Raw genomic sequence first — 13,718 nt, forward strand, 5'->3', positions numbered from 1 at the left:
TGGAAAAAGGTGGCCGGACCGAACCGGTGACGCAGTTACTTGATCGCACGAGGTCTCTATCCATGATCGTCGTAGGTGAGGTCAGGTCACCTGGAACGATACCGGGGGCATCCGTCAGGGACGACCTCGCGAGGTCGGTTGCCCTTCGTCACGAAAGGTCTTCCCGACCCGGTGCTCGCGTGTAAGACTGCACAGAAGATCGATCGAACGGGGCACTATGCGTGAACCAGACACTGCACAGGTCGCCAAGACTTTCGACGCAATGGCGGCGCACTACGACCGACAGATCGGGCGCTTCGAACGCTTTGTGCTCGGTGACGCCCGGAAATGGGCCGTGGACCAGGCGCATGGCCGCGTGGTCGAGATCGCCGTGGGTACCGGACTGAACCTGCCTCTCTACGGAGACGACGTCGATTACGTCATCGGCGTGGACATCTCGACTGCGATGCTCGATCAGGCCAGGCTCAAGGTCTCCGAGGGAGTGAAGACCGAAGTCGACCTACGACTCGGAGACGTGCAAGCACTCGATGTTCCCGACGAGTGCGTGGACACGTTGGTCTCGACCTACGCCTTTTGCACGATCCCCGATCCGGACCGAGTTGCGAACGAAGCATTTCGAGTCCTGGTACCCGGTGGTCGATTCGTCCTCGCCGAGCACGGACCGAGCAAGAACGTTGTTGCTCGTACGTTGATGAAGGTCGTCGAACCGCTTTTTGTTCGGTTCGGTGCCGATCATCTCACCCGTGAACCGGTTGAATACCTCGAAAACGCCGGTTTCCTGATCGACGAGGTGCAGCGCAGCGGCCGGGGCGGAATCGTGTTTCGGGTCGTTGCGCGCAAGCCGGATCCCGAATGGACGGCACTCGGTCACTGATGTCGGAATGCCGTCCATCGGGGATTGCTCAGCCCAGGCGCTCCAGGATGGTCGCGTTGGCCAACCCACCTGCCTCACACATGGTCTGGAGTCCGTAGCGCGCGCCGCGCTGCTCCATCGCGTTGACCAGGGTGGTCATGATCCGCGTTCCGCTGCCGCCCAGTGGGTGGCCGAGCGCGATGGCGCCGCCGTGGACGTTGACCTTGGACAGGTCGACGCCGGTGTCCGCTGCCCACGAGAGGACCACTGGGGCAAAGGCCTCGTTGACCTCGAACAGATCTATGTCCGAGACCGTCAATCCCGCACGGGCCAGGACCTTCTGCGTAGCCGGGATGACCGCGGTGAGCATGTAGAGCGGATCGTCGCCGGCAACTGCGAAGCTGTGCAATCGTGCCTTCGGGGTGAGGCCGAGTTTCGCGGCGATCTCACTGGTCGTGATCATCACCGCCGAACTGCCGTCCGAAAGCGGGCTGCTGTTGCCCGCGGTGATGGACCAGTCGATCTGTGGGAATCGCTGTGCGTAGTAGTCGGATTCGAAGGCGGTCCGTAGGCCGGCCAGGGTCTCGACCGTGGTGCCGGGGCGGATGGCCTCGTCGACCGACAGCTGCGGGAGCGTGGCGAGTTCCTTGGTGAAGTAACCACTCTCGGTTGCCAGCGCGGCTTTCCGATGGCTCGACGCCGAGAACTCGTCGAGTTGGGTGCGGCTCAGTCCCCACTTGGCGGCGATCAATTCGGCGCTGATGCCCTGCGGTACCAGACCGTCCGGATAGCGCTCTTCGAAACCCACGCCGAGTGATTCGCGCCCGATGCTGCTCGAGCCCATAGGGACTCGGCTCATCGACTCGACTCCGGCAGCGACAACGATGTCGTACGCACCGGCAATGACGCCCTGAGCGGCAAAATGAACTGCTTGTTGGCTACTTCCACACTGTCGGTCGACGGTGGTTCCCGGTACCGACTCAGGGTAGCCTGCGGCGAGAAGGGCAGTGCGAGTGACATTCTGGCTCTGTTCACCGACTTGGCTTACCGCTCCACCGATGACGTCGTCGATCAATGCTGCATCGATTCCAGTGCGTTCGACTACCGCCTTGAGGCTGTGGGCGAGGAGGTCGACGGCGTTGATGCCGTGCAGGGCGCCGTTCGCCTTTCCCTTGCCGATCGGAGTGCGAACGGCTTCGACGATAACTGCGTCTCTCATGACAAATTCCTTTCAGGGATGGCGGATTCAGCAGGGACAACCGGGGTGGGTGTGGTCGCAGGCGTCATTCCCAGTGATGCCAGGGCAGACACAAGCGCGACGGCAAAGATCACCCACCAGGCCTGGCGGAAGGTGTCGTAGTCGACAGCAGAGCCGAGAACCGCGATCAGAACGCTCACGCCGAGAACGGTTCCGATCTGTCGGCTCATGCTGACGATTGCGCTACCGGTGGCCGATCTGGCAGGTGCCAGATCCGCCGTGGCCTGCGACAGAATGGTCGGCAGGGCAAGACCGACACCGATCCCGGCGATGATCCAGCCTGGTAGGAGTCCGGTCGCGTAGTTGGGCGTCGTATCAACCGAGACGAGAACGAGTACGGTTCCGACTGCCCACAGAAGGCTGCCGAGTGCGGCGACGCGTCCCGCCGAGTACCTGCGCGTCAGCGATCCGCCGGCGATGGCGAACAGCGGAACGAGAAGTGGACCCGGTGAGACGGCGAAACCGGTTCGCAGAGCCGAGTATCCCCAGGCTTCCTGGAGCCACAGGATGTTCGAGAGAAGACCCGCGGCGAATGCTGCGCTGAACAGGATGGCGGTGACGTTGGACCAGGCAAACGAGCGGATCTTCAGAAGATCCGGAGCAATCAACGGAGTCCGGTGACGAGAGTTGCTCCACCAGAACGAGAGTAGTGTCACGGCGGCCACGGCGAAGGCGATCAGAACGCGATTGTCGGTCCATCCCCAGTCCGGACCCTGGACGAGTGCCAGGGCGAGAGAGCCGATTCCGACGGTGAGGAGGGCAGCGCCGACGAAGTCGATACCGGCATCGGGGTCCTTGTGTGTTGTATCCGGTACGAGTCGGACTGCGAAGTAGAGCAACACGATGCCCACTGGAACATTGATCAGGAAGACCCAGCGCCACGAGGCCTCTACGAGGATGCCGCCCACGACAGGGCCGAATGCAGCTGCTGCAGCGCCGGCGGCTGCCCAGATGCGAACGCCGGATTGACGTTTCGCGGCGGGAAGCGCATTGATCAGAAGCCCGAGGCTGGCCGGGGTGAGCGCAGCGGCGCCGACTGCCTGGACGATACGGAAGGCCACCAGTGCCCACAAGGACGGGCTGAAGGCACAGGCGGCGCTGGCGAGGGTGAACAGTGCGAGGCCGGCGATGAAGGCGCGCTTGTGCCCGATCCTGTCCGCCCAGCGTCCGAGGGGTATCAACAGTGCGGCGTAGACGATCGCGTAGCTGTTGAGGATCCAACTGAACTCGCCGAGCGAGTGACCCGGGTAGCTCTTGGCGATGTCGCCGAAGGCCACGTTGACCACAAAAAGATCGAGGCTGGCGACAAACGGCGCCCCCGACAGTATCGCGAGCAGGGGTCCGGTCCGCACCGGCTGGCTATGAAGTTCCATAGTCAGCAATCTAGACTCTGGCTATGGTTATGGCAAGCCAGGGGGTATGGTGAATTGCATGGACGCTGTACGACTGACCGGAGTGCTCGAAGATCGCGACGCCTGGCGGGCCACGCACTGTTCGATCGGGCGGGCCATGGAAGTGGTCGGCACTCGATCCGCGATGCTCATTCTGCGAGAGGCCTATTACGGCACAACGCGTTTCGACGACTTCGCGTCGCGAGTCGGCATCACCGAGGCGGTTGCGTCGGCGAGGCTGAAAGAACTCACTGAGGCGGGACTGTTCGAGCGTGTGCCGTACAAGGAGCCTGGAAAGCGGACGCGGCACGAGTACGTGCTCACCGAGAAGGGCCGTGACCTGCTGCCGGCGGTTCTCGCGCTGATGCAGTGGGGCGACAAGTATCTGCACGGCGGAAAAGGTGGACCGTTGGAGGTGGCCGACGACGCTACTGGTGAGCGCGTTCGCGTCGAGGTGCGCAGTGAGTCGGGTCGTGAAGTGCCTTTGGGGGAGTTGCGAGTCTCTGTCAACGAATCGCGTCGGCGGTTGCGCGAATAGCGATGCATCTCAACAGCTCTCGAGTGTAGGTCTTCTTGAAGTTGTCCGGTTTGTCTCTGGTTATCGAAAGTATGTTCGATTAAACTTTGAGCATGGACAGTCGGGAAGCGTGGCAGCTGGATGGCGAGGACCTCAAGAGTGAGGTTCTGGGTCTGGTGCGCGCCCGACACGAGTTGCAGTCGCGGATGGTGTTGCTGATCGTGGAGATGTTTTCCCGTGAGGTTCTCGGTGGGAAGGGTTTTCGGGCGATCGCGCAGTGGTTGCATGGTTCGACGAATCTGGAGATCGGTGAGTGCAGTCTGCTGGTCGGGTTGGCGCGGTTGTTGATGCTCGAACCTGTTGTCGCGGATGCGTTTCATCGTGGTGACGTGGATGCGTTGAAGGCGCGGCAGGTGGCGTCGTTTTGTCAGCATCCGCCGAAGAACATGACCCTGGCGGATGTGGACAAGGCCCGAGGGATCTTGTTGTGGTTGGCGTCGAAGAACATTGCTGATTGTGATGCGGTGCGGGCGGCGATTCGGCGGATCGAGAAGCAGTACGGCAAGCGCGAGGACGGCGTCCCGGTCGGCGAGGATTCGGAGCGTAACGAGTTCTACGCGTCGAAAGGCCTGTACGGCAGAGTAACTGTGAAGGGTGATCTGGATGCTGTGAACGGGGCCCGGTTGATGACGTTGTTGTCGAGTCTGTCGGCGCCGACGCCGGAGAAGGACGGCGTCAAAGACACGCGTACGCCGGCATTACGGCGGGCGGACGGGTTTTGCGAATTGTTGCGGCGGTACGAGCGGGCGGGGTTGGGTCCGATCGAAGGCGGGGTGAAACCGCACATCACGGTCACCGCGTCCGCGAAAGACATGACGGATCTGCAGGCTTTGAAAGACCTCCTGCCGTCCACCGAGGAACTGGGTTTCGCGTGGGCGGATTGGGTGGGCCCCATCAGTATCGATACCGCGCGGATGTTGGCGTGCGACTGCACCGTGACGCGGATTTTGTTGGACGAGAATGGTGTTCCGCTCGACTGCGGCAAGGAAGCGAGAACGGCGACGGTTCCGCAGCGGCGGGCGTTGGCGGTTCGTGATGGTGGTTGCGCGTTTCCGGGGTGCGGGACACCGTCGGGGTGGTGCGATGCCCATCATATTGTTCACTGGAACGATGGTGGCCCAAGAGATCTCGACAATCTGATCTTGTTGTGCGGTCATCATCATCGAACGCTGCACCACACCGAATGGCGGGTCGAGATCGGCCCCGACCGAAAAACAGTGTTCTATCCACCGATGTCGATTGATCCGTTCCAGCGGCCCATCGGCGGGAACAGTCCGCCCACCGCGGCGTGAATCGCGACAACTGAAGACGTGAGCACCGGGGCACAACCATGCCCCGGTGCTCGAGCTCGCGTTTGGGAGTCCCCGAGTTTGGGAGTTTTGTGGCAGGGCGTCAGCTCAGTGACTTCTTGAACCCGACATGGGAGGCCACAAATCCGAGTCGCTCGTAGAAGTCGTGAGCTTCCTTGCGAGTTTGATCCGAGGTGAGCTGCGCCAGAAACGCGCCGCGCCGGGCACCTTCTTCGCAGGCCCATCGGATCATCGAACTGCCGATGCCTTTACTTCGGTAGTCCTCGTGGACGCGAACAGCTTCGATCTGCAGTCGCGTGGCACCCATCCGGCTCATACCCGGAATGAAGGTCAATTGCATTGTGCCGATTACCGCGTCGCCGACCAGAACGGTGACGAGAAGTTGAGCCGGATCCTCGTCGATTCGCTTGAACGCGTCCTCGTAGATCGTTCGGGCTTCGGGGTTGGTCGTCTCCCGGGTGCTGCCGATCGGGTCGTCGGCGAGCAAGTCGATCAGTGCCTCCACGTGTCGAATCTCGGCCCGCGTGAGGGTGTACTCCACTCCGCCGGACTGAAATGACGTCGCAATCATCGATGCTCCCCTGAAGAAGAATGAATGTCTGAAATGTCAGACTCTCACGAGTCTCCTCCAGCGCACTCGATCACGTCCAAAAACGCATGAGGGCGTTACCGAGCATGGCGTAGTAGTCGGACACACCGCTCAATTCGAAGATCCAGTAGATCGCGTCGAAGAAGACGACATTGATCTGTGGGACGAACAGGAGCGCAACCAGCAGGAGCAGTCCGTACGGCTTGAACTGGTCGAGTTGGTGCCGTGTATTGGGTGCGAGGTAGGGCTCCAGCGCGTTGTAACCGTCCAGACCCGGGACTGGGAGCAGGTTCAAAACTGTTGCCATGACCTGCAAGAAAGCCAGGAAACTGAGGCCGGCCCAGAACGTCAGATGCTCGGCCGATGAGCCGTACGTACGTATGACGACGAGGAGGATCACGGCGGCGACGGCATTCGTGAACGGACCGGCGAGCGATATTCGGGCCTGCACCTTGGGCGGGAACATCCCGGTGCGCAGGTACACGGCGCCGCCGGGAAGCCCGATGCCGCCCAATGCGATGAACAGCACCGGCAGACCGATCGAGAGCATCGGATGGCTGTACTTGAGCGGGTTGAGCGTCAGGTAGCCACGAGCCTCGACGTCGGTGTCTCCATGACGCCACGCCAGATAGGCATGCGCGAATTCGTGCAAGCAGAGCGTGACCACCCAGCCGGCAACCACGAGGACAAAAACACCCGCGCGGCCCGCGATGGAACCCCACGTCGAGTTCCAAGCGACGATTCCGGCGATGACAGTGATCGCAACTACGCCGAGGAAGACAGGGCTCGGCCGAACCGCCGACCGTGCTGCTCCGGTTCTCACCTGACCAACAACCAAGTCTTGTCGTGCCGGTAGAAGGTCGAACGCTTGAGATCGCGTGGGTTGGCCACCCCGTCGCGAACCAGTCGCGCTGCCGGCGAGCCCAGTTGAATGGCTCGGCCTTCCAGCCAGCGTCGCCCGCTCCAGCGGCTCTTGCGGTCGACTGATGCCTTGATCCCGGGGAGCTTGGGGCTCGGCACTATCCGGATGCCGGGGACTGTGCCGGAGAACAGCTTGTTGTCGTCGACGTAGGCCTCGCCGATCAGTTCGTCTGCATCCGCCGGACCCGTGACAGTTGCTGCACCTACCAGCGCGATTCCAGCGTCGTCGCGAATGAGCGGCACGGTGTGGACTGTGCCTTTCAAGGCCGCGCGCGCAGCTCTTGCACCGGTCGCGAGTTTGTACGCGTCGGTTGCGTCGGACCTGTTCTCGGTGACGTAGGCGAGTTCGACGTTGAGTCGCTCCAATCGCATCAACCGCGTCAATGCCGCGGCAAACGCGCCGTCGTTACCCACGACGATCAAGCGAGGCTCCGTCACGACCTGCAGTTGGGACAGGGCCTCGTCGAAGTCTTGCTTCTCCGGAAGTTCAGGGACGGTGAACGACGTGAGTTCACCCAGGGGGAGTGGAACCGGCGAATCGCCACATTTGAGCACCACAGGGGTCAAAGCCACTCCTAGCTCGATCAAGACTTCTTCACGGGTAGTGGGACCTCGCCACCCTTCCCCGAAATGGCCGTCCGAATCACTGCCGACGATCTTAGTGCGAGTCTCTGTGTCGACTCGCAATCGTGATGGTCACCGGCCAAATTCTGGACCGTCAGGTCTGGTCTGATGCTCTGGGCTAGACTGCTCCTTCGGTCACTGCAACAGTTCGGCGCTGCATCATGTGCGCGGAAGCCAGGCAGTACCAATGCGGCGGGACAACTGCTGCACGTCGACCGTAGGAGACAACGTCATGCCGGCAATCGTCCTGATCGGCGCCCAGTGGGGCGACGAAGGTAAGGGCAAAGCTACAGATCTACTGGGCGAGCAGCTTCAGTGGGTCGTGCGATACCAGGGCGGTAACAACGCCGGACACACCGTGGTTCTGCCGAACGGTGACAAGTTCGCACTGCACCTCATCCCGTCCGGAATCCTCACCCCCGCCGTCAACAACGTCATCGGTAACGGTGTCGTCGTCGACCCGGGTGTGTTGTTGACCGAATTGGCAGGCCTGGAAGAGCGCGGCGTGGACACGTCCCGCCTGCTGCTTTCTGCTGATGCGCACCTGATCATGCCGTACCACGTGGCCATCGACAAGGTCACCGAACGCTTCCTGGGAGCGAAGAAGATCGGCACGACCGGCCGCGGTATCGGCCCGTGCTACCAGGACAAGATCGCCCGTGTCGGTGTTCGTGCCGCGGACGTCCTTGACGAGAAGATCCTGACCCAGAAGGTCGAAGCAGCACTCGAATTCAAGAACCAGGTGCTGGTCAAGATCTACAACCGCAAGGCACTCGACCCGCAGCAGGTCGTCGAAGAAGTACTGACGCAGGCCGAGGGTTTCAAGCACCGCATCTCGGACACGCGCCTGGAACTCAACCTCGCCCTCGAGCGCGGCGAGACCGTTCTGCTCGAAGGTTCGCAGGGCACTCTGCTGGACGTCGACCACGGCACGTACCCGTACGTGACCTCGTCCAACCCCACTTCGGGTGGTGCGGCGGTCGGTTCGGGAATCGGTCCCACCAAGATCACCACAGTGCTCGGCATCCTGAAGGCGTACACGACGCGTGTCGGTTCCGGTCCGTTCCCGACGGAGCTGTTCGACGATCACGGCGCATACCTGGCGAAGCAGGGCGGCGAGGTCGGTGTCACCACCGGACGCGCTCGTCGTACGGGATGGTTCGACGCTGTCATCGCGCGCTACGCGACGCGCGTCAACGGCATCACCGACTACTTCCTCACCAAGCTGGACGTGCTGAGCAGCCTCGACACTGTGCCGATCTGTGTCGCGTACGAGGTGGACGGTGTCCGCCACGACGAAATGCCGATGTCACAGAGCGATATTCACCACGCCAAGCCCATCTACGAAGAGATGCCCGGCTGGTGGGAAGACATCTCGGAGGCTCGCACCTTCGAGGAACTGCCGCAGAATGCGCAGAACTACGTGCTTAGGCTCGAAGAGCTTTCGGGTGCGTTCATCTCCTGCATCGGTGTCGGCCCCGGCCGCGACGAGACGATCGTCCGGCGCGAGATCGTCCGCTAGTTCGTTCCCTCGAAATCCCCGCTCATGCAAGCATGAGCGGGGATTTCGTGTTTCAAGCCAGCTTCGACAAGTGCGCGGTGACGGTCATCCAGTCGGGAAACTTGGTGCTGCCGAACTTGATCCACTCGCCCTCGAATCGATCTGCTCCGTTTGCTCCGCGGTCGTCGACGAGGTAGTCGCCCCGATTGAGGTGTTTGTGGTGCGAGAGGATCAGACGTTTGTACGCGACGCTGCCTTCCTCCATTCCGAGGTGCTCTTGTACCCACAGAACCTTGTCGTGCCAGGCTGTGGCGTTCTTCCACGGCGCTGTCGAGAGGATGTAGGTGTCGAACTGCTGTGCCAGTTGGTGGTAGGCGTCGATAGCGCCGTCGAGAGGATCCATGCGAGAGAAGATGTGCGGCGCTTCGTCGAGGTCGTTCTTGTACTTCTCTCGGACGCCGTCGGTCAGGCGATCGATGCCCGACTGGAAGTTGACCAAGGTGTTGTCGAGATCGACGTAGAGAATCTTTTTGGAAGCCGGCATGGGAACCCTCTCTGGAGACTTTCTGAGTGCGAAAAGAGTCCAGTTTTACGCAACTGGACTGAGATCAGTGAATTCTTCCCCCTGATCACAATCGCACGGGGGTCTGACAGCGTCGTTCTCGCGGTCTGAAGTCTTGTCGTGGAAGATGCCGCCGAGGGGTACTGCCAGGCGAAACTGCTCCAAACGAATGTATGTACCTTCACCTTCGGCGGGCGCGAAGAAGTAGACGAGTGCCACGAAGAGTCCGATGCCGATCAGGGTTGCGAAGGTAGTCATGGACATATGATCAACTCGACTGGTATTGAGTTACATAGCCAAGTTGTCGATACTGGACTGCATGATGACTCGAGTTCTCGGTGCCCGTTCGCTTGCGCGCGATCTGGGATCCTGGCAGGAAGAGTCCGGACGCAGGCCCGCGTACCGTGCGCTTGCCGACGGTATCCGCCTGCTCGTGCACGACGGTCGCGTTCCGCTGGGAGTCGCACTGCCGAGTGAGCGTGAACTTGCGGCGGTACTCGAACTCAGTCGAACCACGATCACGTCGTCGTACTCGGTGCTGCGAGACGAGGGGTACCTGATCAGCCGGCAGGGTTCGCGAAGCACCGTGGCATTACCTGCCGGCGCGCGGCCGAACGGGTTGATGTTCCGCTCCCATCAACCCGGGCCGAGTGGACCCGTCGTCGACCTCAGTTACGCGGCGATGGCAGCTCCCGCCGCTCAGGTCGAACTGGCGTATGCGTCTGCGCTGCAGGAACTTCCGAACTTCCTTCCCACACACGGGATGGAACCGGTCGGGATCGCCGACTTGCGTGACGTGATCGCGCAGCGCTACACGGCGCGGGGTCTTCCCACCACCGCCGAACAGATCATGGTGACCTCGGGTGCGCAGCACGCGCTTCGATTGTTGCTGTCGGTGCTCACCTCACCCGGCGAGCGAGTGCTGGTCGATCATCCGACGTACCCCAATGCGCTGGAAGCGATTCGGCGAAACGGCGCTCGGCCCGTACCGGTTCCGGTCCGACCGGAGTTCGCGGCCGCCGGAGCCTGGGATCTCGACGGGATTCGTAGTGCAGCAAGGCAAACCGCTGCCAGAATGGCATACCTGATCCCCGACTTTCACAACCCGACCGGCCTCTGCATGGACTCTTCCGGCCGCGCCGAGCTTGCGAAGATTGCGCACGAAACGCGAATGACTCTGGTCGTCGACGAGACGATGGTGGATCTGTGGCTCGACGCACCACCGCCGGCGCCGGTCGCCTCACATGGGCGAGGCGCAGCGAAAACCGAAGTGGTGACGCTCGGTTCGACCGCGAAGTCGCTGTGGGGCGGGCTACGTGTCGGTTGGATTCGCGCCGATGCCGCGCTCATCACCCAGTTGGTGGGGGCGCGTGCCGCGGTCGACCTCGGTACTCCCGTCATGGATCAGTTGGCAGCCGCTTACTTGCTCGCCGACGACCGCTCGTTGCTCGAACAGCGTCGCGAAGTTCTGCGAGAACAGCGTGCGGTACTCCTCGGTGCGGTGGCCGAGCATCTGCCGGACTGGCGTCCCACCATCGGTTCCGGCGGAATGTCGGTCTGGATGCGAATGTCCGCGCCCGTCTCGACGGCGTTGGCGGCGGTGGCACCCAACTTCGGCGTACTCCTTGCCGCCGGCCCCCGTTTCGGCGTGGAAGGTGCGTTCGAACGATTCATCCGCGTGCCGTACGCACGTTCTCCCGAGGACCTCATTCGCGGCGTTGCATCCATCGCCGCTGCGTACGACACTCTCGCGACGGATCGCGACACGGCAGACCAACGAATGGTCGTCGTCTGAGAACTGGGTACACACCCTGAAAGTGGTGTGAAACCAGGAGGTAGGGCATGACGGCGGTAGACGGTACAGGCGCAGCGGGAACCAGTGCGGCGGAAGCGCTCGCAGAACGATTGTTCGCGGCCACGCTCGGGGCATCGGAGCTGCAGGCCGTGTATCTGGGCGACCGGTTGGGCTGGTACCGCGCGCTGAGCGATCACGGCCCGCTCACGTCGACGGAGCTGGCGGACCGGACAGGGACCGTCGAAAGATATGCGCGGGAGTGGCTCGAGCAGCAGGCCGTCGCCGGTTATGTGGACGTCAATTCGGATGCCGATCGCCGGTACAGCCTGCCGCAGGCTCACGCCGATGTTCTGGTCGACGACGAGAACCTACTTTTCCTGGCGCCGCTGGCGAGGCTGTTCGTCGCGACGACGTCGTCGATGCCACGTCTACTCGACGCTTATCGTCACGGTGGGGGAGTCACGTGGGAATCGATGGGCCCCGATGCTCGCGAGGGTCAGGCGCTACTGAATCGGCCGATGTATCTTCATCAGCTCTGTCAGCAGTTTCTGCCGGTAGTCACCGACCTGCACGCCACACTTTCGGACGGCGGGCAGGTCGCTGATCTCGGGATGGGGGAGGGCTGGTCGTCGATCGCGCTCGCCCTCGGATACCCGAAGATCGAAGTGCACGGCTTCGACGTCGACGCGGCGTCGGTGAACGCTGCCCGTCGTAACGCTCATGATCGGGGGGTGGACGACCGCGTGCATTTCTCGTTGGTCGACGTCGCCGGACAGGCTCCTGAGGCCGGGCGAGCCGATGCCGGGACCTACGACGCCGTCTTCGCTTTCGAGTGCCTTCACGACGTTCCGGATCCGGTGGGTTTTCTGTCCACGGCTCGGGCGATTGCCCAGCCGGGCGCTCCGGTGATCGTGATGGACGAACGAACGGCGGATGAGTTCGATCCCGAGGCGGGTCCGATCGAGCAATTGCTGTACGGATTTTCGCTGACCTGCTGCTTACCGGACAGTCTTTCGCATCCGGGAAGCATTGCCACCGGGACGGTGATGAGGCACTCGACACTCGAAAGCTATGCCAAGGCGGCAGGTTTCGAGCGGGTGGACGTGCTGCCGATCGAGCACGAGATGTTCAGGTTCTACAGGTTGGGCTGACGCCCCGTGCGCCTTTTTGGTTGCAGTAACTACCAAAAAGGCGCACAGGGGCCGAAGGCCCTAGGTCCAGACCGTATCGATATCCGTCGCCTCACGCGCCGGCGCAGCAGGCGTCGTGGTGGGCGTGCGCGAGAAGCGCGGTGCGGGAGCATGCTGGGTGACGCCGTCCAGTTCGATGAGCGAACCGCGAGCCGCGATGTGTTCGTTGGACGGAGCCTCGGCGAAAGTCAGGACAGGGGAGACGCAGGCGTCGGTGCCGAGGAAGATCTTGGCCCACTCGTCGCGAGTCTTGGACAGGAACTTTTCGGTGAAGAGCTTCTTCATGTCGTCCCACTTGGACGTGTCCATCTGGTGAGGGAGCGTCGCGGGATCGAGTTCGAGGCCCTCGAGCAGCAATGCGTAGAACTGGGGTTCGATGGATCCGACGGCCATGTACTTGCCGTCGGAGGTCTCGTAGGTGTCGTAGAACGGAGCGCCGGTGTCGAGGAGATTGACGCCGCGCTCGTCGGACCAGACGCCGCGACCGCGGAATGCCCACATCATGTGGGAGAGCGCGAGGGTTCCGTCGACCATTGCCGCGTCGACGACCTGGCCCTTACCGGACGTCGAGCGCTCGACGAGAGCCGACAGAATGCCGAAGATCAGGAACATGGAACCGCCGCCGAAATCGCCGACCATGTTGAGCGGCGGGACGGGACGTTCACCCTTGCGTCCGATGGCGTTGAGGACACCGGTCAGTGAGATGTAGTTGATGTCGTGACCGGCGGCGTTGGCGAGCGGTCCTTCCTGTCCCCAGCCCGTCATACGGGCGTAGACGAGGCGCGGATTGCGCTCCGAGACCACGTCGGGTCCGAGTCCCATGCGTTCCATGACGCCGGGGCGGAAACCCTCGATGAGGACGTCGGCGCGGTCCAGGAGATCGAGCACTTTCGCGACGTCGGCCGGGTCCTTCAGGTTGGCCTCGACGATGCGGCGGCCGCGCTTGATCTGGTCGGTTGCGTTCGAGTCCTGCGGAATCTGCCCTGCGCGCTGCACGATGACGATGTCGGCGCCCATGTCCGCCAACAGTGTCGCGGCGTGCGGGCCCGGTCCCAATCCAGCGAATTCCACGATCCGAATGCCCGCGAGCGGGCCCTTCTTCTCCACAGCTTCTGCAGACACACGCACTCCCAATTCAGACGGTGAC

General features: G+C 62.4%; 14 protein-coding genes. 6 read left to right on the plus strand and 8 right to left on the minus strand.

The annotated features are described in order from the left end of the window. Positions 1-217 precede the first annotated feature (217 nt). Positions 218-874 (plus strand): class I SAM-dependent methyltransferase, encoded by a 657-nt coding sequence (locus ACBG85_RS07080; protein WP_042452162.1) that lies wholly within the window; start codon positions 218-220, stop codon positions 872-874. Between the two features lie 28 nt (positions 875-902). Here ACBG85_RS07080 and ACBG85_RS07085 read toward each other — a convergent pair whose 3' ends face one another. Together ACBG85_RS07085 and ACBG85_RS07090 are read right to left on the minus strand one after the other, a co-directional pair. Next, positions 903-2,072 carry a thiolase family protein gene (locus ACBG85_RS07085; protein WP_042452159.1) on the minus strand — a complete coding sequence of 390 codons (1,170 nt, stop codon included), beginning with the start codon at positions 2,070-2,072 and terminating at the stop codon, positions 903-905. Further along, positions 2,069-3,484 carry an MFS transporter gene (locus ACBG85_RS07090; RefSeq protein WP_125050443.1) on the minus strand — a complete coding sequence of 472 codons (1,416 nt, stop codon included), beginning with the start codon at positions 3,482-3,484 and terminating at the stop codon, positions 2,069-2,071. Before ACBG85_RS07090 ends, ACBG85_RS07085 begins: the two co-directional genes overlap by 4 nt. Positions 3,485-3,542: 58 nt before the next feature. On the opposite strand from ACBG85_RS07090, the gene ACBG85_RS07095 reads away from it, so the two are divergent. After that, entirely contained in the window at positions 3,543-4,040 is a 498-nt protein-coding gene (locus tag ACBG85_RS07095; RefSeq protein ID WP_003944415.1) for a helix-turn-helix domain-containing protein, read from the plus strand. 92 nt (positions 4,041-4,132) lie between these two features. Next, a complete protein-coding gene (locus tag ACBG85_RS07100) occupies positions 4,133-5,371 on the plus strand; it encodes an HNH endonuclease signature motif containing protein (protein WP_192712073.1) in 1,239 nt (412 codons plus the stop codon). Positions 5,372-5,471: 100 nt separating this feature from the next. Here the strand turns inward: ACBG85_RS07100 and ACBG85_RS07105 are convergent, their stop codons facing one another. From ACBG85_RS07105 to ACBG85_RS07115, 3 genes are all read right to left on the minus strand, one after another. Further along, positions 5,472-5,960, minus strand: coding sequence for a GNAT family N-acetyltransferase (locus tag ACBG85_RS07105; protein ID WP_007726792.1), 489 nt, complete (start codon positions 5,958-5,960; stop codon positions 5,472-5,474). A 70-nt stretch (positions 5,961-6,030) separates the two neighbouring features. After that, complete coding sequence (locus ACBG85_RS07110; protein ID WP_003944319.1) at positions 6,031-6,801, minus strand: site-2 protease family protein; 771 nt, start codon at positions 6,799-6,801, stop codon at positions 6,031-6,033. Continuing rightward, the gene (locus ACBG85_RS07115) at positions 6,798-7,472 is read right to left on the minus strand and encodes a hypothetical protein (protein ID WP_080726714.1); all 675 of its coding nucleotides are present in this window, start codon (positions 7,470-7,472) and stop codon (positions 6,798-6,800) included. The genes ACBG85_RS07110 and ACBG85_RS07115 overlap by 4 nt, the downstream gene beginning before the upstream one ends. A 283-nt stretch (positions 7,473-7,755) precedes the next feature. Here ACBG85_RS07115 and ACBG85_RS07120 point away from each other — a divergent pair, with 283 nt between their 5' ends. Continuing rightward, positions 7,756-9,045: an adenylosuccinate synthase gene (locus tag ACBG85_RS07120; protein ID WP_003944351.1), complete on the plus strand. Its 1,290-nt coding sequence runs from the start codon at positions 7,756-7,758 to the stop codon at positions 9,043-9,045. A gap of 52 nt (positions 9,046-9,097) precedes the next feature. On the opposite strand, the gene ACBG85_RS07125 is transcribed toward ACBG85_RS07120, so the two are convergent. Both ACBG85_RS07125 and ACBG85_RS07130 read right to left on the minus strand, forming a co-directional pair. Then, positions 9,098-9,568 (minus strand): hypothetical protein, encoded by a 471-nt coding sequence (locus ACBG85_RS07125; RefSeq protein WP_065454891.1) that lies wholly within the window; start codon positions 9,566-9,568, stop codon positions 9,098-9,100. A gap of 45 nt (positions 9,569-9,613) precedes the next feature. Further along, complete coding sequence (locus tag ACBG85_RS07130; RefSeq protein ID WP_116058196.1) at positions 9,614-9,844, minus strand: hypothetical protein; 231 nt, start codon at positions 9,842-9,844, stop codon at positions 9,614-9,616. A gap of 61 nt (positions 9,845-9,905) precedes the next feature. On the opposite strand from ACBG85_RS07130, the gene ACBG85_RS07135 reads away from it, so the two are divergent. Further along, positions 9,906-11,381, plus strand: coding sequence for a PLP-dependent aminotransferase family protein (locus ACBG85_RS07135; RefSeq protein ID WP_019749471.1), 1,476 nt, complete (start codon positions 9,906-9,908; stop codon positions 11,379-11,381). Between the two features lie 47 nt (positions 11,382-11,428). Then, on the plus strand, positions 11,429-12,532 hold the full coding sequence (locus ACBG85_RS07140) for a bifunctional 2-polyprenyl-6-hydroxyphenol methylase/3-demethylubiquinol 3-O-methyltransferase UbiG (RefSeq protein ID WP_003944389.1): 1,104 nt from the start codon (positions 11,429-11,431) through the stop codon (positions 12,530-12,532). 60 nt (positions 12,533-12,592) lie between these two features. Here the strand turns inward: ACBG85_RS07140 and ACBG85_RS07145 are convergent, their stop codons facing one another. After that, positions 12,593-13,693: a CaiB/BaiF CoA-transferase family protein gene (locus ACBG85_RS07145; protein ID WP_234552035.1), complete on the minus strand. Its 1,101-nt coding sequence runs from the start codon at positions 13,691-13,693 to the stop codon at positions 12,593-12,595. Between the last annotated feature and the right edge of the window lie 25 nt (positions 13,694-13,718).

It is taken from the genome of Rhodococcus sp. NyZ502 (assembly GCF_041464245.1).
Taxonomy (GTDB): Bacteria; Actinomycetota; Actinomycetes; order Mycobacteriales; family Mycobacteriaceae; genus Rhodococcus_F; species Rhodococcus_F qingshengii.

What these genes read in the sequence shown, in the direction of transcription:
- ACBG85_RS07135 (WP_019749471.1), top strand. Translation starts at nt 9,906, where the DNA reads ATGATGACTCGAGTTCTCGGTGCCCGTTCGCTTGCGCGCGATCTGGGA.
- ACBG85_RS07095 (WP_003944415.1), top strand. Translation starts at nt 3,543, where the DNA reads ATGGACGCTGTACGACTGACCGGAGTGCTCGAAGATCGCGACGCCTGG.
- ACBG85_RS07100 (WP_192712073.1), top strand. Translation starts at nt 4,133, where the DNA reads ATGGACAGTCGGGAAGCGTGGCAGCTGGATGGCGAGGACCTCAAGAGT.
- ACBG85_RS07105 (WP_007726792.1), bottom strand. Translation starts at nt 5,960, where the DNA reads ATGATTGCGACGTCATTTCAGTCCGGCGGAGTGGAGTACACCCTCACG.
- ACBG85_RS07080 (WP_042452162.1), top strand. Translation starts at nt 218, where the DNA reads ATGCGTGAACCAGACACTGCACAGGTCGCCAAGACTTTCGACGCAATG.
- ACBG85_RS07140 (WP_003944389.1), top strand. Translation starts at nt 11,429, where the DNA reads ATGACGGCGGTAGACGGTACAGGCGCAGCGGGAACCAGTGCGGCGGAA.
- ACBG85_RS07120 (WP_003944351.1), top strand. Translation starts at nt 7,756, where the DNA reads ATGCCGGCAATCGTCCTGATCGGCGCCCAGTGGGGCGACGAAGGTAAG.
- ACBG85_RS07085 (WP_042452159.1), bottom strand. Translation starts at nt 2,072, where the DNA reads ATGAGAGACGCAGTTATCGTCGAAGCCGTTCGCACTCCGATCGGCAAG.
- ACBG85_RS07125 (WP_065454891.1), bottom strand. Translation starts at nt 9,568, where the DNA reads ATGCCGGCTTCCAAAAAGATTCTCTACGTCGATCTCGACAACACCTTG.
- ACBG85_RS07090 (WP_125050443.1), bottom strand. Translation starts at nt 3,484, where the DNA reads ATGGAACTTCATAGCCAGCCGGTGCGGACCGGACCCCTGCTCGCGATA.
- ACBG85_RS07130 (WP_116058196.1), bottom strand. Translation starts at nt 9,844, where the DNA reads ATGACTACCTTCGCAACCCTGATCGGCATCGGACTCTTCGTGGCACTC.